Below are 21,392 nucleotides of genomic sequence, written 5' to 3'. Positions count from 1 at the left end.
CCTACCACCCGTGTCTGTCAGCGCCGCCGGGACCTACGCAGCGTCCAGGCGATACCCGAGAAAGTCCTCCCGCCGCTCGACCGCCAGCTCCAGCAGAAGGTTGGCGAGCGGGCCGGTGTGCTCCCAGTCCATGTCAAGATGCGCCTCCAGTTGGAAGCGCAGTTCCTTGCGCACCCGGTCCTGTGTATCGGCCAGTGTGACGAACTGGGCCGGCCGCACCAGTACAGCGATGTCCGCCGCCAGTCCTCGGGCAGCCTGGTAGAAGTCGGCCCCCTCTGGAATACTCGTCGCCCCCGCCTCATCGAGTTGCTGACACAACAGCCGGTACACGGGCTGCTCTGTCCGGGGCGCCAGCCCGCCCGCCCCGTCAGGTTCCTCGGCGGGCGCGTTCACATCGCGGATCAGATCGCCCAGGTCAGCGGCAGCCTGCTCGAAGTCCTGCGCCATGCGTCGGGTGATCTCGTCGAGGCGCTCGCTGAACCTGGTGTACCGCCCTCGGTCGGAGGCGATGTGCGCGGTGATGTGCAGATCGAGCGAACTGGTCATGTACGCGGTCCTGGCGCGCGGGTCGTGGTTGGCGTTGATCCGTTCCATGAAGTCGGCGTCGGTGAGCTCCACCGGCGGGACGCGCTGCTCGATGCCGGTCACCCGGAGATGCTGGGAAATCAGCTGTCGTACCTTCGCACCGTAGCGGCGGGGGCTGAACTGGTCCCGCCCGTCCAGATAGCGCCGCCTGGCCAGTATCTGGGTCTCCCCGAGCTGCCGGACAGCGTCTTCGTACCTCAGGGCTTCGGGACGTGGCAGTACGGCGTTGACGGCCGTGAGGAAGTCGCGTACGAGTTCATCAAACTCGCCCCGCAGCGACGGGTCCGCGAGCCTGGCGAGCAGATCCTCACGCCTGGTCTCGTCGGCGAGCAGCACGGCGTCCATGCCGAGGAACGCACAGATCTTCTTGTCCAGATCGGACAGCAGAACATTGGCGGCCATGTCCGACTGGAGCAGCAGACCCTCACGAGCGGGCCCGGCCTGGCGGGAGTCGTCGGATCGCGTGCCGGCCCCCTCGGTCGGGCCAGCCCCCAAGGCCCGGTCTAGCTGATCGACCGAAACGTCGTCGTAGCCGAACACCTGGCGCAGATGTTCCTGGTCGTAAGCGGCGAGGGACCGAGCCAGTTCGGGACCGATGCCGATGAAGTCGACGACCTGCCCCCACTTCTTCGAACGGTAGGGGCGGTTGGTACGCGCGACAGCTTGGAGGAGACCCGCTCCCTTCATGGCGCGGTCGAGGTAGAGAACCTGCTCGACGGGTGCGTCGAAGCCAGTGAGGAGCATGGACTGGACAAGGAGGAAGGCCATCGGCGCCTCCCCGTTGTCATCGTCGCTCTCCGTCGGGGCCGACTCGCGCCGACCGGCCTCCTCCCCCTGGGGCGTCTCGTGCCAGACCTCGCCGCTCTCAGCGGCAGTCCCCCACCCCGGCGAGACCGTGCCGTGCGGATCGACGTCCCAGGAGGGATCGTCGGCGGCGGCCAGCGGATCCCCGATGCCGTCCTTGAACCGCGCGATGTGCGCGTCCTGGTGGGATTTCGTGGTCCAGGGTTTCCAGTCCTCCGGGTCCTTGGGCTTTCCTGGCTGGCCCTTGGAAATGACCACTGCCGCATCCAGGGAGGCGAGGATGTGCCGGTGCGGCAGCAGGTTGAGCAGTTCACGCTCCTCATCCGTGGTATGCAGTGCGGCGAGCGGATCGTGTGCGAGATCGGGGTCCAGCGCGTCCAAGCGTTCCAGCAGCCGGTCCCGTGCCGTGAGCAGTGCCGTTCGGTAGCGGACGGCCGCGAGTCTGGAGACCGCGACCACTTGTGCGCCGAACCGGTCCGGGAGGGCCGACGTAGCCCAGTGGTGGAGGATGCGATCGGCCTTCGCCGCGATCACGGAAGGCGCTTCCAGGATCTCCTTGCGCCGCGCGAACTTGTTCAGCACCCGGACCCTCTGCTGCGGATCACCGGGAATCTTCTCGTCGAACTTGGCGTCCAGCGCCGCCTTCTCGATGACTTCGAAGGGCACCGCGTACGCCTCGTAGCGCACGGGTACCACGGACCCGTCCCGCTCGGCGTCACGGAGGGTGTAGGTGTCCGCAAACGCGCCGAAGATCTTCTCGGTCGTCTTGCGCCGCTTGTCGATGATGGGCGTACCGGTGAAGCCGACCAGCACAGCGTTCGGCAGCATGGCGCGCAGCCTGGCGTGCTGCCAGTGGGAGTTGCCCCGGTGGGCTTCGTCGATCAGGACGACGACGGTGTGGTGCGGGTTGGCGACCAGGTTGTGAATCCGGGCTTCGTTGATCTTCTCGTCGGACTCGTCCTCGTCGGTGTCCTCGGGGTCCTCTCCGAGGGACTCGGCGCTGCCGTCGTCCGCCATGTCGTCCTTGCGCGCCTTCTGGAGCGTGATCAGCACCAGGTCGGGCACATCGACGGCCAGGTACTTGCGGGCGCTCTTCACGCTCGACGCCCGGTGCACCTTCTCTTCACTGACGCCGAGGCTCCGCCGGATCTGCTTCTCCAGGTCGATCCGGTCGGTGACGACCACCACTTTGTGGCCCGCGAGGTCCGGGTTGCTGCGCAGATGCCGTACGAGAAACGCCATGGTCAGGCTCTTGCCGGAGCCTTGGGTGTGCCAGACGACTCCGCCCCGCTGAGACACGTCGCGCTCGGCCGCGACCGCCTCGCTCCGGTCCCGAAGCCGTGCCGAGAGGGTCAGCACGGCCCGGAACTGCTGATAGCGACCGATGATCTTCCCCGCGCGGTTGCCGTGTCCGGCCCAGGTGGTGAAGTCGCGAACGAGAGTGAGCAGGTGGTCGGGGTGCAGAACACCAGCTACGAGTACATCTTGGGGCGTCAGCGGCGTGCTCTCGCCCTTACCCACATCGGCGCGCACGTCGGCTTCCGAACGGGGCCGGACCGTTCGCCAGGGCGCGAAGTGCTCCGGCCCGGCGGTCACCGTACCCAGCTCCGCATGGTCACGGTCGGTACCGATGATCACCTGCGCGTACCGCACGAACTCAGCGACGGGAGCCGCGGAGTCCGCACCCGCGTAACCGATGACCTGGTCGACGGCGGCATCCAGCGCCGCCCTGCTGTCCCTCTCTGTCAGCAGGGGGGCCTTGCACTCGATCACCACCCAGGGCAGCCCGTTGACGAACAGAACGAGATCGGGGGTGACCGGCTCGGCCCCCTTGCGTTCCACCCGGAACTGAGAAACAACGAGAAGATCGTTTCCTCTCGCGGTGCCCGCTTCCTCGCCCTTGGCTACGGGCCCGAACTGGCCGTCCCAGTCGATCAGGCGGATGTGCTCGGGATTTTCGGGCCGCCAGCCGGGGACGGTACGGGCGTTGATGCCGTTCCGCAGCATGTCGGTCGCTTCGCGGTTCCCGGCCGATCCCCGTCCGGCGAGCCCTTGGCCGGGCGCGGTCCCCTGGATGCGCGCGAGAAGGTGACTCAACTGCGCCGGGGAGAGCCAGGTCCGGCCGTCGTCGAAGCGTGGGTCGGGGTTGAGCCGGGCAACGGTGTCACGGAACCGGTGCTCGTACACGACCTGCGTGAAGGAGGTACGCTCAGAAGCGCTTGTGAGGGTCGCGGGCTCGCCAGGTGCCCCTCCCTGCACATGGTTCCACCCCATCGCGACCAGCTGGTCGATCAGGGGCTTCTCGGTCTTGTCGTACTCCGGCTGCCCCATCGCTGGTCTCCCCGTCCGCCCGTCGCCGTACGTCCCGCGCACTCCCCGAAAGCATGTGCGCGAAACTCTACCTGCGGGTGAGCGGGGGACGGGAATGCGGGCCGGGCGGCCTGCTTCTGCGCTGACCAGCGCGGAAGGGGCAATTCGGTTGCCGAGGCCGGCGTACTTTCCACCGAGGCCGGCCTCGGCCCGTACGTGGGTAGGTGTCAAGCGCACCTGCCGATATCACGCCCCGGCGGCTCAGGAGCCGATCCAGTGCAGGCTCGCCCGGACACCTCCGCCCCGTCCGAAGTACCGGAGGGCGTTCTCGGCCGACGGCAGACTCATACGGACACCCCTCCCGTACGGGACCACCTCGGCCCGATCGTCGAAAGCCAGGCCCCAGGCGGCCACCCAGCCGTCTTCCCGGTCGCCCACTTCCTGAACGACGGCAAAGAGCCGGGGCATGGACTCGGCCACGACCTCAGCGAGCAGGGTCGCGTACTCGTCGCGCCTGAGCGGGGGCAGCAGCTCGGGCTCTGAACGGACTTCCGTCGTCGGAACCTCGGTCATGGGTCTCTCCTCGCCTGTCGCCACATTTTTGTTAAGTCTAAATTTTCATTCAACGGAACGCCATGACACGATCGGGTGACATCTAGCCGGCCCCAGCCGAGCGGGTTACAGCGCGATCGCACGCCGGGGAGACACAGGCGCTACCGTCGTTCCCGATTCATGAGCAGAGCGCAGGAGGCAGAGCCGTGACCGATCCGTCCAGCCCCACCGTCTGGCGGCGCTGGCTCGCCCTCGAACTCACTCGGCTACGCCGGGAAGCTGGCCTTGAGCAGAAGGACGTCGCCAAGGCACTGCGGTGCACGGTCGCCAAAGTCTCGTACTACGAGACCGCAGACCGGCCCGTCGTCGTCAAAGACCTCGATGAAGTACTACTCCCCCTCTTCAACGTCCCAGAGAACCGCTGGGCGGCCTACCTTCGCGCAGCCAAGGACGCACGGAAGAAGGGCTGGTGGGAGACGCGCGGCGGGCCACCCATTCCCAGCTGGTTCTCGCTCTTCGTCGGGCTGGAGCAGGGAGCTTCACAGATCCGCGCGTATGAGAGCGAAGCCATCCCAGGCCTCCTCCAGACCCGCGCTTACACCGACGCCATCACCCGCCGGGGAACAGCCGAACGCGCAGAAGACGAGGTCGAGCGCCAGATCGACTTGCGTCTGACCCGGCAGGGAGCCCTCAACCGCGCATCCGACCCGCTTCGCCTGTGGACAGTGCTCAACGAAGCAGTACTCCGTCGAGTCGTCGGCAGCCCAGCCACCATGAGGGACCAGCTCCTACACGTGGCCGAGATAGCACGCCATCCAAAGATCACCGTCCAAGTCATCCCCTTCTCTCACGGCGCACACCCAGGCATGGCCGCAGGACCGTTCCAGATCCTTGGCTTCCCGTGGCCCGCGGATTCCGGCGTGGCTTACGTTGAACACCGTGCGGGAGCGTTCTACCTCGAAGCTCCCCACGAGATCGAAGCGCATACGGTGGCCTTCGAGCACCTGGTTGCACTCGCCTTGAGTCCGGACGAGTCAGTGAAGATGGTGCGCGACATCGCAGAGGAGTACGCATGACCACCTCCGAATCCGCTCCCCAGCGGGCCGAACTCGACTCCGCTCCCTGGCGCAAGTCCAGTTTCAGCGGAGACCAGGGAGCCTGCGTGGAGGCCGCCCCAATGCAAGACGGCCGCATAGCAGTCCGCAACAGCAACCACCCCGGAGCGGGGACCGTATTCTTCACCCGTACCGAGATGGACGCCTGGCTCAAGGGCGTGAAAGCGGGCGAATTCGACGACCTTGGGGCTCAGGGATAGCCAAGGCTCCTTGTCCTACAGTTCGCGCTCTGGTCTCCAACTCTCAGCAGGCCACAGGTTGATCTCACTTTTGGGACACGAAACAAGTGGACTCACCTGTTGTTTTCAACCGCCACGGCCCGTCTATGTGGTTGGCCAACTTCCGAACACGACCGGACTCCGTCGAACAGGTGGCGTTGAATCCGAGTGCGTCGAGAGACGCCATCCGTCAAATCACCAGAGATCTGTGAGAGGTAAGAGTCTTGCCTGACCCGAAGTGGCTGAAGTCGTCCTACTCCGAGGCCTCGGCCAATAACTGCGTGGAGGTGGCCATGGCAGGGAAAGCCTCGCGACTCTTCGGGACAGTGAGGTCTTCTCGGCAACGTGACGGTTGCGGTGCGTGATGATGCCGGGCGGCGGGATGGTGACTCGAGGCCGGACATGAGTGAAGCCCCTGGTAGGAACGGGTCTGCGAAGATCACGTTCCGTACAACCAGAGGCTCCACGTAACGTCCAGTATCACCTACACCGCCGTGCTCGATGTCCGCAGGGCGACCGCCGAGCACCTCGCGAGGCTGCTGCTCGGACAGCGCGAGCGGCTCGGGACCCGCAGGGGCACCCGCGCGCTGGGCGTCTTCAGGCAGGCGGTGCTCGTGCTGCGCTGGTTCGTCGACGGCACCCGGCTGGCCCAACTCGCCCGGGACAACGGCATTTCGGTGCCGACCGCCTACCGCTACCTGCACGAGGGGCTGACCGTCCTGGCCGACCACGCACCCGATCTGTCCACCGCTCTTGAACGAGCGGCGGCGGCCGGGTACACCCACCTCAACCTCGACGGCACTGTCATCCGCACCGACCGCGTGGCCGCCGCCGGCCCCAACAAGGCCGACCTGTGGTGGTCCGGCAAACACAAGCATCACGGAGGGAACGTGCAGGTCATCGCCGCCCCGGACGGCTGGCCCATCTGGGTCTCCCCGGTCCGGCCGGGCCGTGAGCACGACACCACCTGCGCCCGCACCCACGGTCTGGTCGATGCCCTGAACCGGTTCGCCGCTACTCTGGGCATCCCCACTTTGACCGACCTCGGCTACGAGAACGCCGCCGATGGCTTCCGTCACCCCGTCAAGAAGCCCAAGGGAGGCGAACTCACAGAAGAGCAACGGACTTTCAACGCCGCCATCCGCGGCATCCACGGTGTCGCCGAGCGCGCCAACGCCCTGCTGGAGGTCACCTTCAAGGCGCTGCGCAGGGTCAGTCTCGACCCCGCTGCCATCACCAGGATCGCCCGAGCCGCCCTCGTCCTGCTCCAGCTCGAACACAGCCGCACCACCTGAACCAAGATCACAAAACGTCACGAATGGTTACCGAGAAGGATTCATTGGACAGACCGAGCGACCCGTTTCAGGCAAGGTGATATTGCGCACACCCGAAACTCAGAACACAGCGCACGCATCGGAAGCACAATAGACCGACAGCAAGTGCGCTTCCGGCGCTTTACGCGCCGAGAAGCACACGCCCACTCAGCAGATCCTCAACCATCCCTTGACGCACTGTTCGCAGCTTGGCGATCTGGTCACGCATATTGCTGCACCGACGTCTACTCGCCGCCGTGGCAGCAACGATCTGACGCTGAGTCTTCACAGGAACATCCGGCACGAGAAGTTGACTAACTGCGGCCTGCCCGATGTTCTTCATACTGCCACTCGTTCCGGTTGCGGAGCCCATAATCTGCCTGCGGACATCGGAACTCAACAAAGCTAGCTCAACAAACCCAACTTCTGCTCGCGCTGATTTCAGAACGAGTCGCAGTGTCTTGTCGCTAAGCATGAGTTTGGGCGCAGGATCACGGGCGATACAGGCAAGACCAACCAGCTGTTCAGTATTAGCCCGCGTCATAAGCAGATCACCTGGTCGAACCTCATACTGAGGGTTGATCAGTTCAAGGGATCGCACCACCTTATTCTCTGCTCCCTTGAACCATCCTGCCTGCACTGCGCTTACTTTTAGTACGCCCCACTCCGCGTCTCCGGCTGGAACGTCCTCGAGCAGCGGGCTCTTCCCTGCATCGATACGATCCAGCCAGTCCCCTAGTGAAATTCTGTTTCTCGTCTCAAAAATCGACTGCGCCACAACAGCCTGCTCGGTAACACCAATTTTAGAGAGCATTCCTTGAAGTCCAGAAATGCGTCGCTCAAAGGCAGCGTGAGCGGCAACGATCCGACGCTGTTCCGCCATCGACGGAACTCCGATTTCCAAATCCTGAAGGCGCGCCGTATCCAACCGCCCCGTACCGTGACTAGTCTCCTCGACCATGCGGAGAATTTCCGGCGTACGCACCTTGATCGCGTAAGCAAGGAAGTACGGATCAATCCCGTCGACCGGAATCACCGCTTTACAGTCCTGCCCGAAGGCAATTTCACGCTCTGCGACACCAATACGGAACTCGGACTTCAAGCTCATCCCGCGCACAACGAAGAGTGTGGCACCCTTGCCAACCAGACGCGAGCCGTTCTTGGCTCCGAGCGGCGTGACTCGCCGATCGGAATCCCTGATGTGGAATTCCTTCATGCTGGCGCCGCTGATCCACGGAATATCGCCACCCCAGTACGCCTTATTTGACGTCGCCGGTGTGCCGCCAGACAGCCACTTCCCTGCCTCAGCGAGGGTCAGCCGCCGCCACCCGGACGGCCACAGGCTAGGTGCGCCCTGCCCCCTGGACTCACCGCGCATACCCAAGCTCCTTAAGCCACCCCGCCAGCTCCCCCGCCGCCACGTCGCTCTCCGCCTCAAGCTGCTCCAGCGACACGGCGTACTTCTCGGCCCAGCGCCGGAATGTCGCCACCAATTCGCGGCGGCCCGAAGCGACCGACGCGCCCAGGCGGCGGCTCAGGTCGCCGTCCAGGACCTCAAGGACCACTCGCTCCACTTCGCCCGCCGCTGCCACGGCGGCCTCAGCCCCTGCGCGCAGGTCCTTCAGGAAGCGGTCGTCCAGTGCCTTCCGCTTCTTCTTCGCCGCCGCCAGCTCCCGCTTCAGTACGGCCAGTACCTTCTCCAGGCGGGCGATCTCCTCCGGAGATACCGGGGCCGTAGCCTCCGTATCACCGTCAGACGGCACGTCGGCGTCGATATCGGCGTCGGCGTCGTCCTCCGCGTCGGCCGCCGAAGCCGGCTTCGCCTCCGCCACCGCTTCCACTGCCGCCCTATACGCCGCGTCCGCCTCCGTCACCGCCGTATCAGCCGAGGAAGCTGCGTCAAGGAACTCGGGGATCAGCGCCCGCACCACCGGGTGGTCCATCGCCCTGCGGCGGTCGGCTCCGGACACCGTCGGCTTTTTCGCCGGGGTGTCACCCTCCTCCGTCGGCGGCAGCGCCGGGTCGATGATCGCTTCGACCGAGTCGACCCAGCCCGCCAGCACCCGTTCGAAGCCGCCGGCCGCGAGTGCCTTGAGGTCGTACCTGTTCGCCGTCCACCAGTCGGCCATAATTCCGGCCGTCGTGTACTCGTCCAGGACGCCGACCTCACCCACCGACTTGGTGAATCCGGTCACCAGTCGGCCTCGGAGGTCCATCAGCTTCTGATCCGCCGCGAGTTGGGCGAAGCCCGGAGCGTGCTCCTCCCACCAGGTGCCGTACGCCTCCCACAGCTTTTCCTCGCGGGCCGCCGCCAGACTCGGAATACGTCGGGCTGTCACCTCCGGGCCCTCGTCCAGGAAGTCGTAGTACTCCGGATCTTCGTCCCGCTGGGCGAAGAGCTCCGTCGCGTCGACCCCGTATGCCGTGAAGAGCTGTTCCCTGCCTGCTACCTCACTCACCGGCACTCCGCCGTACAGGTGCGCCCGTACATCCTGGGGTTCGGCCGGTGGGGAATTGTCCACCCAGCGGCGGATGTTGAGGTTCGCCTCCGCTGCAAGCAGGTCCTCGGCCTTCACGGCGCGCGAGTAGCCGGGGAGCTGCCGCCACGTCTGGAAGACGGTGACGATCTTCTCCACGTGTTCGGGGCCGAGCTCGTTCTGGTTTCGTCCCGCTGTGAAGTCTCGGTCCGCGTTGATGAACAGGACCTTCTTCTCGCGCTCTCCGCGCTTGCGGCGCGGGGGCCGCAGGACCAGTACGCACGCCGGGATGCCGGTGCCGTAGAAGAGGTTCGGACCGAGGCCGATCACCGCTTCGACGCAGTCGTCCCTCAGCAGCCCTTCCCGGATGTCCCGTTCCTTGCCGCCACGGAACAGCACTCCGTGCGGCATGACGATCGCCGCCGTGCCTCGCTGTTCCAGCACCGAGACCATGTGCTGGACGAACATCAGGTCGGCCTTCTTGCCACCCTCCGGCGCCCAGCCCCACCTCATCCGGGTGCCGTGCAGCTCATCGGCCTTGGCAACGAGATCCGCGTCGTAGTTGAGGGAAAAGGGCGGGTTCGAAAGGACCTTGGTGAAGCTACGAAGCCGGCCGTCCGGCGTCAGGTGCAGCGGCTCGGTCAGGGTGTCACCGTGCTTCAGCTCGAACTCATGGATGCCGTGAAGCACCATGTTCATGCTGGCCATGGACCAAGACGGGGCGTTCTTATCCTGCCCGTTGACTCCCAGCTCCTTCGGTTCGCCCCCGTGCTCCTCCACGTACTCACGTGCCGCAATGAGCATGCCGCCAGAGCCCGCGCACGGGTCGTAGACGGTTTCTGTGGGCTTCGGATCGATCAACCGGACCAGCATTCGAACCACCGAACGCGGGGTGTAGAACTCGCCACCGCGTTGACCCGCCGAATCGGCGAACCTGCCGAGCAGGTACTCGTACGCCGCCCCCAGCATGTCGGGGAACTCGAAGTCCTCGTTGCGCAGCTGGTAGAGGCTGAAATGCCGGATGAGGGAGCGCAGTTCGGAGTTGGTGAAGCGAGGCTTCGTGCCGATGACCTCGTTGAAGGTGATGTGAGAGGTGACGCCGGCCAGTCTCGGGTTGCCTTCGGTGAGGGCGACCAGCGCTTCGTCGAGTCCCTCGCCCACCTTGTCCGTGAGGTATCGGATACCCGGCACGGTCGTGGTCTCACCGTCCGGTGTGACCGGGTCGACTACATGCGGGCCTTTCCACCAGCGGGCCCGCGGCGGCACATAGAAGACGCGAGTGTAGCGATCGGGGTTATTGGCCCGCTTTCGCGCCCTCGCCGGGTCACCCGTCGCATCCAGCGCCTTCGTGTACTCCCGCTTCCACTCGGGCTCGAACTCGTCTGAGGCCCGCTTGAGGAACAGCATGCCGAAGATGTAGTCGCGGTACTCGGAGGCGTCCATCCGTCCGCGCAGGATGTCCGCGGCCGAGAAGAGGTGCCTTTCAAGCTCGGGCAGGGTGATTCTGGCCACGCGCCATTCCTTCGTACGACTGGGAGACCGGCAGGCCAGAGGCCCGGGGAAGCGGAAGTGCTACGGCAGCCTAGACGTCCCAAGCCCCTGCCGAGTAACTGTGGCCCCGGTTCGTCGCTGTCCGTGAGGAGTCTTTGACGATGCCCAGGCTCACGATCAAGCGCCACACATCGGTCGAAGGATCGCGTCGAAGCGTCTCGCAGTCGTGAGCGTGCCCCGAGCGTGCCGCCCACGCGGGCGTGGTCTTCGGCGGGCTGTCGCGGCTAAACCGGTTCGTCTTGGCGTTGCTCGCCTTGCACGAACCGTGCTCGCACTGGCTGACCAGACGCTTCGCCCGGGACACCGCCTCTGCCAGAAGCCCGTCTTCGTCCAGTGCGGCTCGCCGGTCGTCCTTGACGCTCTTGTCATTCTTGGTGTCGAACTTCTTGAACGCGGGGTGCGCCTTCCGCAGCTTCTCAAGGATGTCCTTGTTCTTACCGCTCTGGCGCCCGCCGAAGTCCTGGAAATGGAGCAGCAGCCACAGCTCGAAGGAGGGGTGGGAGAAGCAGACCTCGGTGGAGTCCTCCGCCGCTTCCCTCAATGCCTTCGGGATGTCGGTGTGCGCGTCACGGTCGAACATGGCCCAGGCGTCGTCTTCCATGGCCGTGTCCCGCACAGCGGCCACAGCCTCCGCCGGGGTGTGGCCATTCTTCTTGTAGACGGGCTGGATGCGGAACTTCTGTCCCTCGTAACCGCTGCCGTCCCCGAATCTGGCGTTGAGGTGATTGAGGTAGTCCGGCTCGGTGGACTCACCCTCGCAACCGACGTACACCACGCGCACCGCCCGGGAATCGTCCGGCGGTGGAGTCGGGGCCGGGATCAGGGGCTGCTCATCGCCCTTGCCACTCCGACGCTTCTTCGGCTTCCGGGGAGCAGCCTCAGGAGTGTCCCCGCTCCCGTCCTGCGCCAACCGAAGCTGCTGCTCGTCGTTCCACGTACTCACGCTGACGCCTTTGCCTCCTGCCAGGACACCTCGCGGGCGATCTCGCCCGCGCTCACACGCGGGGTACCGCCGTACCGGCCCCGTAGATAGCCGCGCTCCAGGTTCTCGTCGTCCGCCGGACGGGCTGCGGTGAGCGGGTAGATCTCCGTCGCTCCCGTGCGGTCCTTCACTGTGAGCCAGACCTGATCACAGCCCAGCGGCCGGTCCAGGACCTCGCTGCCCAGCAGAGTGGCATCGTGCGTCGTGAAGATCAGTTGAGCGTTACGGGGATTCGCCTTCGGGTCCTGGAAAATCCGGACGACCTCGGCGGCCAGCGTGGGGTGGAGGCTCGAATCCAGCTCGTCGACCAGCAGCACGGCCCCCTTGTCGAGCACAGTGAGCATCGGGCCGAGGAAGGCGAACCACGCGTGCGTGCCGAAGGACTCCTCCGTAAGGAAGTCCAGTGACACGTCCTCGCCCACCGTGGTCCGGTGCCGCAGCCGGATCTCCTGCGTCTCGCGGTCGATCTCAATACCGGTGACACCCAGGTCGGCCACCGAGAGCAGTTGCAGAATGCGCTCGGTGTAGTCACTCCGGTGGCCGGGTTCTCCGAGGAGTTCCTGAGTCCACTTCGTTCGGTGGACGACATCCTCACCCGGCGTCATCAGCCAGAGGTTGTCGAGGAACCAGCGGTACAGAGCCGAAAGCTGCTTGTCGTTGGCCGTGGCAGCCGTGGACAGGAACAGGGCGTCGGACCGGGTGAAGGACACCAGCGCGTCCCGTTGACCGACGAAACTGTCGCTCTCGAAGATGAACTCGCCGCCTTCCGACTCAGGCCGGTCGGCCTCCCGGTCGAACCAGATCTCCCGTTCCCCGTTGGGGTAGGCGTGCAGCCACTCGGCCTCCACACGGTCGTCCGAGAGCTCGAAGCCGTAGGTGAACCGGACCGGCGTCCGGCCGAGCGTGAGATCCACCTCGTAAAGGCTCGTCTCCTCGGAACTCTCTCGATCCAGTTTGAAAGGCTTGCGAGGCACCCCGGGCGACTTCTGCCAGTCGGCGAACGAGGTACGCACAGCTGATCTCATATCGCGCAGGGCACTGATCAGGTTGGTCTTCCCCGAGGCGTTGGCCCCGAAGACGGCGGCCACAGGCAGCGCCGTCACCTCATGGTCGTCATGGCGCAAGCCGGTGTCGCGGGCGGTGCCCTCGTTCAGGGCTGTACCGATCAACGACAGTTCACACTCGTCACGAATCGAACGGTGATTGGCCACCCGAAAGCGCAGGAGCACCTGTACCTCCTGACAGGACGGGGAGGCTGCCCCGCCGAACGCTTCTTCGTACGGACGTTCCGCAAAGGCAGCCTATGACGGTCGGGCGGGCAGAGCCAGCCCCGCTTGATCATACGAGATGGTCGATTTGCGCCTCCCCGGCGACGCGTACGGGGCTCAGCCCGCCGCCGCGCGCTCCCGGCGCACCGTCGTCGCGATCGTCGCGGAGCCGACCACGCGGGTGCCGTCGTACAGGACGACCGCCTGGCCGGGGGCCACGCCCCGGACCGGCTCGGTGAACGTGACGTGCAGGGTGTCGCCGACCGCCTCGGCGCTCACCTCGGTCTCGCCGCCGTGGGCGCGCAGCTGCGCGGTGTACGTGCCGGGGCCGGTGGGCGGGGTGCCGCACCAGCGGGGGCGGATCGCGGTGAGCGCGGTGACGTCCAGGGCCTCGGCGGGGCCGACGGTCACCGTGTTGTTCACCGGGGAGATGTCCAGGACGTAGCGCGGCTTGCCGTCCGGGGCGGGGTGGCCGATGCGCAGGCCCTTGCGCTGGCCGATGGTGAAGCCGAAGGCGCCCTCGTGGGTGCCCACCTTCGTACCGGACTCGTCGACGATGTCGCCCTCGGCCGGGCCGCCGAGGCGGTTCGCCAGGAAGCCCTGGGTGTCACCGTCGGCGATGAAGCAGATGTCGTGGCTGTCGGGCTTCCTGGCGACGGCCAGACCCCGGCGCTCCGCCTCGGCGCGGATCTCGTCCTTGGTGGTGAGGGTGTCGCCGAGCGGGAACAGGGCGTGGGCGAGCTGGCGCTCGTCCAGGACGCCGAGCACATAGCTCTGGTCCTTGGCCATGTCGGATGCGCGGTGCAGCTCGCGGTTGCCGTCCTCGCCGGTGACGACGGTGGCGTAGTGGCCGGTGCACACGGCGTCGAAGCCGAGCGCGAGGGCCTTGTCGAGCAGCGCGGCGAACTTGATCTTCTCGTTGCAGCGGAGGCACGGGTTGGGGGTGCGCCCCGCCTCGTACTCCGCGACGAAGTCCTCGACGACGTCCTCGCGGAAGCGTTCGGCCAGGTCCCAGACGTAGAAGGGGATGCCGATGACGTCCGCGGCGCGGCGGGCGTCGCGGGAGTCCTCGATGGTGCAGCAGCCGCGGGCACCCGTCCGGAAGGACTGCGGGTTCGCGGAGAGGGCAAGGTGCACACCGGTCACGTCGTGGCCCGCCTCGACGGCGCGGGCCGCGGCGACGGCGGAGTCGACACCGCCCGACATGGCGGCGAGCACACGGAGGGGGCGCTGGGGAGTCTCAGTCATAGCCCCACCAGGGTACGTGGGGGCGGGAACCGATCGCTCGCGGATATGCGTTGTCCGTCACATGGGGACCAAGGGGACGGACGGCGCCCGCACCGGGACCGGGATCGGCCGGCGCTCGGTGCTGATCGGCGGCGCCGTCACGGCGGTGGGCGCGGCGGCGCTGGCGCGGGACGGGCTGAAGCGCGCCTGGTGGCGGCTGCCCGGCGTGGAGAAGCCGCGCACACCGGGCGCGGTGGACTACGCGCGGGCCCGCTGGGTCGCCGCGGCGGACGCGAACTGGCGGCGGGCGGACCGGCCCGACGACTACCGCGTGGACCGGGTGGTCGTGCATGTCACGCAGGGCGGCTTCGACAGCGCGGTCCGCGCCTTCCAGGACCCCGGCCACCGGGCTGCGGCGCACTACGTGGTGCGCAAGGACGGGCGGGTGACGCAGATGGTCCGCGAGCTGGACGTGGCGTTCCACGCGGGCAACCGCTCGTACAACGAGCGCAGCGTGGGCATCGAGCACGAGGGCTTCGTGGAGCGCCCGCAGGGCTTCACCGCCGCGATGTACAAGTCGTCGGCCGCGCTGACGGCGGCGATATGCGGGCGGTACGGGATTCCGGTGGACCGGGAACACATCATCGGGCATGTCGAGGTGCCGGGCGCCGACCACACCGATCCGGGCCGGGGCTGGGACTGGGACCGCTATCTGGAGCTGGTCCGCCGCGCGGCCGCGGCCCCGGAGCGCGAGAAGACCTGACCCCGGGGCGGCACGGCGCGGGTTCTCAGCTGAGGCCGGCCGTCCGGGCCCGTTCGACGGCGGGGCCGATCGCGCGGGCGACGTCCTCGACGTCCTGTTCGGTGGAGGTGTGGCCGAGCGAGAAGCGCAGGGTGCCGCGGGCCAGGTCCGGATCGGTGCCGGTGGCCAGCAGGACGTGGCTGGGCTGGGCGATCCCGGCGGTGCAGGCGGAGCCGGTGGAGCACTCGATGCCCTGGGCGTCCAGCAGCAGCAGGAGCGAGTCGCCCTCGCAGCCGGGGAAGGTGAAGTGCGCGTTGGCGGGCAGCCGGCCGCCGGGGGCGGGGTCGCCGCCGAGCAGCGCGTCGGGGACGGCGGCCAGGACGGCGTCGGCCAGCCGGTCGCGCAGGGCGCCGGTCTCGCGGGCGAAGTCCTCGCGCCGGCCGGCGGCCAGCCCTCCGGCGACGGCGAACGCGGCGATGCCGGGCACGTCCAGCGTGCCGGAGCGGACATGGCGCTCCTGCCCGCCGCCGTGCAGCACGGGTACGGGGGTGTGCTCGCGGCCCAGCAGCAGCGCGCCGACGCCGGTCGGGCCGCCGATCTTGTGCGCGCTGACGGTCATCGCGGCGAGCCCGGAGGCGGCGAAGTCCACGTCGAGCTGCCCGAACGCCTGGACCGCGTCGGCGTGCATCGGTACGTCGAACTCGCGGGCGACGGCGGCCAGTTCGCGGACCGGCTGGATGGTGCCGATCTCGTTGTTGGCCCACATCACGGTGATCAGCGCGAGGTCGTCGGGGTCGCGCAGGACCGCCTCGCGCAGGGCGTCGGGGTGGACGCGCCCGTACCGGTCGACGGGGAGGTATTCGACGCGCGCGCCCTCGTGGGTGGCCAGCCAGTCCACGGCGTCGAGCACGGCGTGGTGCTCGACGGGGCTGGCCAGGACGCGGGTGCGGCGGGGGTCGGCGTCGCGGCGGGCCCAGTACAGGCCCTTGACCGCGAGGTTGTCGGCCTCGGTGCCGCCGGAGGTGAACACCACCTCGCTGGGGCGGGCGCCGAGGGCCTCGGCGAGGGATTCGCGGGACTCCTCGACGGTACGGCGGGCCCGGCGTCCGGCGGCGTGGAGTGAGGACGCGTTGCCGGTGACGGCGAGCTGCGCGGTCATCGCCGCGATCGCCTCCGGCAGCATCGGCGTGGTCGCGGCGTGGTCGAGGTAAGCCATGGTGGGCCCGATTCTACGAGCCCCCGGTGGGGCGTACGCCGGGCGCATGGGGTCCCGGCCCCCGCGCACCGCGCACGGCGGCCCCGATGAGCCCGCGAATCCCCGGCAGACCGGGCCGCGGGGCGCCCGGGAACCGGGGCCGGGGAAGGGCGGGATACGGGGTCAGTCGCGCGGGGCGCGGGCCAGCTGGCGGGACTGGGCGACCAGGCGGTCGGCGCTGTCCCACACGTCGGCGTCCTCCTCCAGGAAGCCGCCCGCGAGGTTGCGGGTGGTGATGGAGACGCGGAGCGGGCCGGGGGCCGGGCGGCAGCGGATGTGGGTGGTCAGCTCGACGGTCGGGGTCCAGCCCTTGAGCCCCAGCTCGAACGAGGTCGGCGGCAGCGCGTCCACGGTGAGCAGCAGGGAGAGCGGGTCGGGGTCGCGGCCGTCGGCCAGCCCGAACCAGCCGCGCATCTCGCCCTTGCCGGAGGGCTGCCCGATGGTCCAGCCGATGGTGGCGGGGTCGAGCTTGATGTCGAGGCGTTCGGTGATGGCGGAGCTGCCGGGGATCGGCGCCGGTCCGTCGCTCGGGCCCAGGCAGTGCTCGCGGGGCGGGATGGCCGGGGGCTTGGCCGCGGTGCGGACGTCGTCGGTCAGCGCGTCCAGGTCGCCGTAGGTGGCGAGGACGCGGATGCGCTCGACCTCGGTGCCGTCCTCGGCGTACTGGAAGAGGGACGCCTGGCCGGTGGAGAGGGTGCGGCCGGTGCGCACGGTCCGGGTGCGGATGACCGCGGGGCCGGGCACGGAGGCGGTGAGGTAGTGCGCCGAGACGGAGAACGGGTCCGGGTGGGGCAGCGCCTCACCGAGGGCCCGGCCGAGCATCGCCAGCAGGTAGCCGCCGTTGACCGCGTGGATGATCGTCCAGCCGGCCGAGAGCTCCGCGTCGTAGACGCCCGCTTCGCGCAGGGTGACCGCGGTGTCCCGGTCGAACTCGCTGTCCCCGATGGTTGCCTGTGCCATGGAGGCACCGTACACCGATTGCATTACTGAGCGGTAGCTTTTTCAGGTACGGAATCGGCCGGGCCACCACCGGTGCCGGTCGCCCCGCCGCTCATCCCTCGTCGGCCCGTGCCGAGCGCCGGTTGTAGGCGCGCGGGGCCCGCCAGTGGAAGCGGAGCGCGAGCAGCCGCAGGACGAACGCCGCGATCACCGCCGCGCCGCTGGTCAGGGCGTTCAGCGCGTCGAAGCGGATGCAGAGCACGATCATGGTGGCGCCGACGATGGCGGGCACCGCGTACAGGTCCCGGTCCCAGCGCAGCAGCGAGGGCACCTCGTTGGCCAGGACGTCCCGCAGCACACCGCCGCCGACCGCCGTGGCCAGGCCCAGCGCCGCCGACGCGGTGAGGCCGAGCCCGTACTCGTACGCCTTGACCGTGCCGGTGACGCAGAAAAGACCGAGCCCGGCCGCGTCGAAGACGTTGACCCCGACCTGGATGCGTTCCACATGCGGGTGGAGGAAGAAGACCAGGACGGCGGCGAGCAGCGGGGTGGTGAAGTAGCCCAGGTCCGTGAAGGCGGCCGGGGGCACCGCGCCGATGATCAGGTCGCGGAAGAGCCCTCCGCCCAGCGCGGTCACCTCGGCGAGGACCGCGATGCCGAAGACATCGAAGTTCTTGCGTACGGCGAGCAGGGCGCCCGAGATCGCGAAGACGAAGATCCCGGCGATGTCGAGCGCGTGCTGGACGGAGGGCGTGAACAGTTCGTTGAGCACCGGGCAATTGTGCCGGTACTACTCCTTCGCGCCGTCCTCGGGCGATTTCGAGCCGTCCGCGGCCGCCTCCGCGGGGCCGTCGCTCTCCGCGGGGCCGTCGTTCTCCGGGTGGTGGCAGGCCACCTGGTGCCCGGTGCGCAGCGCGATCAGCGGGGGCTCCTGCGTCGTGCAGACCTCCGTGGCCTTCCAGCACCGGGTGTGGAACCGGCAGCCGGCGGGCGGCGAGATCGGCGAGGGCACATCGCCCTTGAGCAGGATGCGCTCGCTCCTGGCGCCGCGCCGGCGCGGGTCCGGCACCGGCACCGCCGACATCAGGGCCTTGGTGTACGGGTGCATGGGCGCCGAGTACAGGGACTTGCGGTCGGCCAGCTCGACGATCTTGCCCAGGTACATCACCGCGATCCGGTCCGAGACATGGCGGATCACGGAAAGGTCGTGGGCGATGATCACATAGGTGAGGCCCAGCTCGTCCTGGAGGTCGTCCAGCAGGTTGACCACCTGGGCCTGGATCGACACGTCCAGCGCGGAGACCGGCTCGTCGGCGACGACCAGCTTGGGGCGCAGGGCCAGCGCGCGGGCGATGCCGATGCGCTGGCGCTGCCCGCCGGAGAACTCGTGCGGGTAGCGGTTGTAGTGCTCGGGGCTCAGCCCGACCAGTGACAGCAGCTCCTGGACGTGGTTCTTGAGGCCGCCCTCGGGCTCGACGCCCTGGAGCCGGAACGGGGCGCTGACGATCGTGCCGACGGTGTGGCGCGGGTTCAGCGACGAGTAGGGGTCCTGGAAGATCATCTGGACGTCGCGGCGCATCGGCCGCAGCTGCGCCATCGACCGGTGGGTGATGTCGTTGCCGTCGAACTCGACCCGGCCGCCGGTGGGCTCGATCAGCCGGGTGATGAGCCGGCCCATGGTCGACTTGCCGCAGCCGGACTCGCCGACGACGCCCAGGGTCTCCCCCGGGTACACCTCGAAGTCGATGCCGTCGACGGCCTTGACCGCGCCGGACTGCCGGCGCAGCAGGCCCTTGCGGATCGGGAAGTGCTTGACCAGGCCCTCGACCCTGAGCAGCGGCTCGCGCGAGTCGGTGGCCTGCGCCGGGATCTTCGCGTCCTTGTCCAGCACCGGGGCGTCCTTCTTCTCACTCATGCCGCTCACCTCGCTCGCCTCGCTCACAGCTTCGGCGCAATCTCTTCGGTCCAGATCCGGGTCCGCTCCTGCGGTGCCATGTGGCAGGCGGAGAAGTGGCCGTCGCCGACCGGCTCCAGTTCGGGGCGCGTCGTGCGGGTGAGGTTGTCCTTGGGGATGTCCGCGTACGGGCAGCGCGGGTTGAAGGCGCAGCCGCTCGGGACGTTGATCAGCGACGGGGGCTGGCCCTTGACCGGGGTCAGCCGCTCGGTCTCCTCGCGGTCGATGCGCGGCATCGAGGTGAGCAGACCCCAGGTGTACGGGTGCTGGGGCCGGTGGAAGACCTGCTCGGCCGGGCCGCGCTCGACGCACCGGCCGCCGTACATCACCAGCAGGTCGTCGGCCATCTCGGCGACGACGCCCAGGTCGTGGGTGATCATGATGACGGCGGAGCCGAACTCCTTCTGCAGATCCCGGATGAGGTCCAGGATCTGTGCCTGGACGGTCACGTCCAGGGCGGTGGTCGGCTCGTCGGCGATGAGCAGTTCCGGGTTGTTGACCAGGGCCATCGCGATCATCGCGCGCTGGCGCATACCGCCGGAGAACTCGTGCGGGTAGGCGTCGACCCGCTTGTGCGGCTCGGGGATGCCGACCCGGTCCAGCATCTCGACGGCGCGGGCGCGGGCCGTCTTCCGGTTCACCTTGTGGTGGACCCGGTACGCCTCCACGATCTGCGCGCCGACCGTGTAGTAGGGGTGCATCGCGGAGAGGGGGTCCTGGAAGATCATGGCCATCTTGCGGCCGCGCAGTTCGCGCACCCGGCTGTCGGTGGCGCCGAGCAGTTCCTCGCCGTCCAGCAGGACCTCGCCGGAGATGGTGGCGTTGGCGGCCGTGCGGTGCAGGCCCAGGATGCCGAGCGAGGTGACGGACTTGCCGGAGCCCGACTCGCCGACGATGCCCAGGGTTTTGCCGGGCTTCACGTCGAAGCTGACCCCGTCCACCGACTTGACCAGGCCGTCGTCGGTCCGGAAGTGGATGCGCAGGTCCTTCACGGAGAGGAAGGGCTCGTCGCCGGAGGGCCGGCCGGCCGCCGGACCGCCCGGCGTCCCGGTCTTGGAAACGTCGGTCACGAGAGCCTCACCCTGGGGTCGATGGCGGCGTACACCAGATCCACCAGCAGATTGCAGATGACGATGAAGAAGGCGGCGACGAGCGTCACGCCCATGACGACGGGCAGGTCGTTGCCGCGGACCCCGTCGATGGCGTAGAAGCCCATGCCCTGGAAGGAGAAGACCTGTTCGGTGATGACCGCGCCGCCGACCAGCAGGCCGAAGTCCATGCCGAAGATGGTCACGATCGGGGTGAGCGCGGCCCGCAGTCCGTGCTTGCCGATGACCCGGCTCTCGCGCAGCCCCTTGGCGCGGGCGGTGCGGATGTAGTCCTCGCCCATCGTCTCCAGCATCCCGGCCCGGGTGATACGGGCGTAGAGCGCGGAGTAGAGGAAGGCGAGCGAGCACCAGGGGATGAGCAGGTTCCACGCCCAGTCCAGCGGACTTTCGGTGAAGGGGACGAAGTTGATGCTCTCCCACATCGGCCACTGGACGGTGAACAGGCCCAGGGCGAGCATGCCGGTGAAGAAGATCGGCAGCGAGACGCCGGCCAGCGCGACGCCCATGAAGAAGCGGTCCAGGAGCGAGCCCCGCTTGAGCGCGGAGACGACGCCGATGGCCACACCGCTCAGCAGCCAGATCACGGCCGCGCCGATGGCCAGCGAGAAGGTGACCGGGATGCGCTCGGTCATCTGGGGCCAGACCTCGACGTGGTTCTTGAAGGAGTAGCCGAAGCACGGGGCGTCGCAGTGGGTGGTCTCGGGGCCGAACGTGTAGTCGGCGCCGACGACGAGCTGCTTGATGAGGTGCCAGTACTGCGCGTAGAGCGGCTGGTCGAGGCCCAGGTTCTCCTTGACGGCCGCGATGGACGAGGGGTTGGCGTCCTTGCCCACGTACTGGGCCGCCAGCTGGTCCATCGTCTGGCCGGCGAGCCTGGGGACGAGGAAGAAGATGGAGAAGGTGACTGCGCTGACGATCAACAGCAGCAGTATCGCGCCGAAGACGCGTCGGATGATGTACGCAGCCACAGCTGTCCGGCGCCGGCGTCCGC

General features: G+C 68.0%; 18 protein-coding genes. 5 read left to right on the top strand and 13 right to left on the bottom strand.

Translation table 11 applies throughout. The features are described from left to right. Positions 1-33 precede the first annotated feature (33 nt). Both DNK56_RS26825 and DNK56_RS26820 read right to left on the bottom strand, forming a co-directional pair. Positions 34-3,930, bottom strand: a complete 3,897-nt coding sequence (locus tag DNK56_RS26825; RefSeq protein WP_241990096.1) for a type I restriction endonuclease subunit R — start codon at positions 3,928-3,930, stop codon at positions 34-36. 30 nt (positions 3,931-3,960) lie between these two features. Further along, positions 3,961-4,272, bottom strand: coding sequence for a hypothetical protein (locus tag DNK56_RS26820; RefSeq protein ID WP_199563612.1), 312 nt, complete (start codon positions 4,270-4,272; stop codon positions 3,961-3,963). Between the two features lie 185 nt (positions 4,273-4,457). Here DNK56_RS26820 and DNK56_RS26815 point away from each other — a divergent pair, with 185 nt between their 5' ends. The 4 genes from DNK56_RS26815 (at position 4,458) to DNK56_RS26800 (ending at position 6,879) form a co-directional block, all read left to right on the top strand. Then, positions 4,458-5,327 (top strand): helix-turn-helix domain-containing protein, encoded by an 870-nt coding sequence (locus DNK56_RS26815; protein WP_111338375.1) that lies wholly within the window; start codon positions 4,458-4,460, stop codon positions 5,325-5,327. Further along, positions 5,324-5,566, top strand: coding sequence for a DUF397 domain-containing protein (locus DNK56_RS26810; protein ID WP_111338374.1), 243 nt, complete (start codon positions 5,324-5,326; stop codon positions 5,564-5,566). The genes DNK56_RS26815 and DNK56_RS26810 overlap by 4 nt, the downstream gene beginning before the upstream one ends. Positions 5,567-5,808: 242 nt before the next feature. Further along, entirely contained in the window at positions 5,809-5,949 is a 141-nt protein-coding gene (locus DNK56_RS36850) for a DUF397 domain-containing protein (RefSeq protein WP_111338373.1), read from the top strand. Between the two features lie 129 nt (positions 5,950-6,078). Next, on the top strand, positions 6,079-6,879 hold the full coding sequence (locus tag DNK56_RS26800) for an HARBI1 family protein (protein WP_446750395.1): 801 nt from the start codon (positions 6,079-6,081) through the stop codon (positions 6,877-6,879). A 160-nt stretch (positions 6,880-7,039) separates the two neighbouring features. Here DNK56_RS26800 and DNK56_RS26795 read toward each other — a convergent pair whose 3' ends face one another. The 5 genes from DNK56_RS26795 to mnmA form a co-directional block, all read right to left on the bottom strand. Continuing rightward, the gene (locus DNK56_RS26795; protein WP_111338371.1) at positions 7,040-8,275 is read right to left on the bottom strand and encodes a restriction endonuclease subunit S; all 1,236 of its coding nucleotides are present in this window, start codon (positions 8,273-8,275) and stop codon (positions 7,040-7,042) included. Continuing rightward, positions 8,265-10,886 (bottom strand): type I restriction-modification system subunit M, encoded by a 2,622-nt coding sequence (locus DNK56_RS26790; protein ID WP_111338370.1) that lies wholly within the window; start codon positions 10,884-10,886, stop codon positions 8,265-8,267. Before DNK56_RS26790 ends, DNK56_RS26795 begins: the two co-directional genes overlap by 11 nt. Positions 10,887-10,956: 70 nt before the next feature. Then, positions 10,957-11,868 carry an RloB family protein gene (locus DNK56_RS26785; RefSeq protein WP_158558469.1) on the bottom strand — a complete coding sequence of 304 codons (912 nt, stop codon included), beginning with the start codon at positions 11,866-11,868 and terminating at the stop codon, positions 10,957-10,959. Next, the gene (locus DNK56_RS26780; protein WP_241990095.1) at positions 11,865-13,076 is read right to left on the bottom strand and encodes an AAA family ATPase; all 1,212 of its coding nucleotides are present in this window, start codon (positions 13,074-13,076) and stop codon (positions 11,865-11,867) included. Before DNK56_RS26780 ends, DNK56_RS26785 begins: the two co-directional genes overlap by 4 nt. A 216-nt stretch (positions 13,077-13,292) precedes the next feature. Continuing rightward, entirely contained in the window at positions 13,293-14,423 is a 1,131-nt protein-coding gene (gene mnmA, locus DNK56_RS26775; RefSeq protein WP_111338367.1) for a tRNA 2-thiouridine(34) synthase MnmA, read from the bottom strand. Between the two features lie 61 nt (positions 14,424-14,484). On the opposite strand from mnmA, the gene DNK56_RS26770 reads away from it, so the two are divergent. Beyond that, positions 14,485-15,165 (top strand): N-acetylmuramoyl-L-alanine amidase, encoded by a 681-nt coding sequence (locus tag DNK56_RS26770; protein WP_111338366.1) that lies wholly within the window; start codon positions 14,485-14,487, stop codon positions 15,163-15,165. 25 nt (positions 15,166-15,190) lie between these two features. On the opposite strand, the gene DNK56_RS26765 is transcribed toward DNK56_RS26770, so the two are convergent. The 6 genes from DNK56_RS26765 to DNK56_RS26740 form a co-directional block, all read right to left on the bottom strand. Next, positions 15,191-16,360, bottom strand: coding sequence for a cysteine desulfurase family protein (locus tag DNK56_RS26765; RefSeq protein ID WP_111338365.1), 1,170 nt, complete (start codon positions 16,358-16,360; stop codon positions 15,191-15,193). Between the two features lie 162 nt (positions 16,361-16,522). Further along, positions 16,523-17,359 carry a thioesterase family protein gene (locus tag DNK56_RS26760; protein ID WP_111338364.1) on the bottom strand — a complete coding sequence of 279 codons (837 nt, stop codon included), beginning with the start codon at positions 17,357-17,359 and terminating at the stop codon, positions 16,523-16,525. Between the two features lie 91 nt (positions 17,360-17,450). Next, complete coding sequence (locus tag DNK56_RS26755) at positions 17,451-18,110, bottom strand: trimeric intracellular cation channel family protein (protein WP_111338363.1); 660 nt, start codon at positions 18,108-18,110, stop codon at positions 17,451-17,453. A gap of 18 nt (positions 18,111-18,128) precedes the next feature. Continuing rightward, positions 18,129-19,253, bottom strand: coding sequence for an ABC transporter ATP-binding protein (locus DNK56_RS26750; protein WP_111339628.1), 1,125 nt, complete (start codon positions 19,251-19,253; stop codon positions 18,129-18,131). 23 nt (positions 19,254-19,276) lie between these two features. Continuing rightward, positions 19,277-20,362: an ABC transporter ATP-binding protein gene (locus DNK56_RS26745; RefSeq protein WP_111338362.1), complete on the bottom strand. Its 1,086-nt coding sequence runs from the start codon at positions 20,360-20,362 to the stop codon at positions 19,277-19,279. After that, positions 20,359-21,369, bottom strand: a complete 1,011-nt coding sequence (locus DNK56_RS26740; RefSeq protein WP_111338361.1) for an ABC transporter permease — start codon at positions 21,367-21,369, stop codon at positions 20,359-20,361. The genes DNK56_RS26745 and DNK56_RS26740 overlap by 4 nt, the downstream gene beginning before the upstream one ends. Positions 21,370-21,392: the final 23 nt, after the last annotated feature.

It is taken from the genome of Streptomyces sp. AC1-42W (assembly GCF_003248355.1).
Classification (GTDB): Bacteria; Actinomycetota; Actinomycetes; order Streptomycetales; family Streptomycetaceae; genus Streptomyces.
The sequence above is the reverse complement of the archived record's forward strand: the minus strand, read 5'-3'. Positions and strand labels throughout refer to the sequence as shown.

Coding starts and splice junctions, on each gene's coding strand:
- DNK56_RS26760 (WP_111338364.1), bottom strand. CDS start 17,359: ATGGCACAGGCAACCATCGGGGACAGCGAGTTCGACCGGGACACCGCG.
- DNK56_RS26750 (WP_111339628.1), bottom strand. CDS start 19,253: ATGAGTGAGAAGAAGGACGCCCCGGTGCTGGACAAGGACGCGAAGATC.
- DNK56_RS26820 (WP_199563612.1), bottom strand. CDS start 4,272: ATGACCGAGGTTCCGACGACGGAAGTCCGTTCAGAGCCCGAGCTGCTG.
- DNK56_RS26765 (WP_111338365.1), bottom strand. CDS start 16,360: ATGGCTTACCTCGACCACGCCGCGACCACGCCGATGCTGCCGGAGGCG.
- mnmA (WP_111338367.1), bottom strand. CDS start 14,423: ATGACTGAGACTCCCCAGCGCCCCCTCCGTGTGCTCGCCGCCATGTCG.
- DNK56_RS26770 (WP_111338366.1), top strand. CDS start 14,485: ATGGGGACCAAGGGGACGGACGGCGCCCGCACCGGGACCGGGATCGGC.
- DNK56_RS26810 (WP_111338374.1), top strand. CDS start 5,324: ATGACCACCTCCGAATCCGCTCCCCAGCGGGCCGAACTCGACTCCGCT.
- DNK56_RS26795 (WP_111338371.1), bottom strand. CDS start 8,275: ATGCGCGGTGAGTCCAGGGGGCAGGGCGCACCTAGCCTGTGGCCGTCC.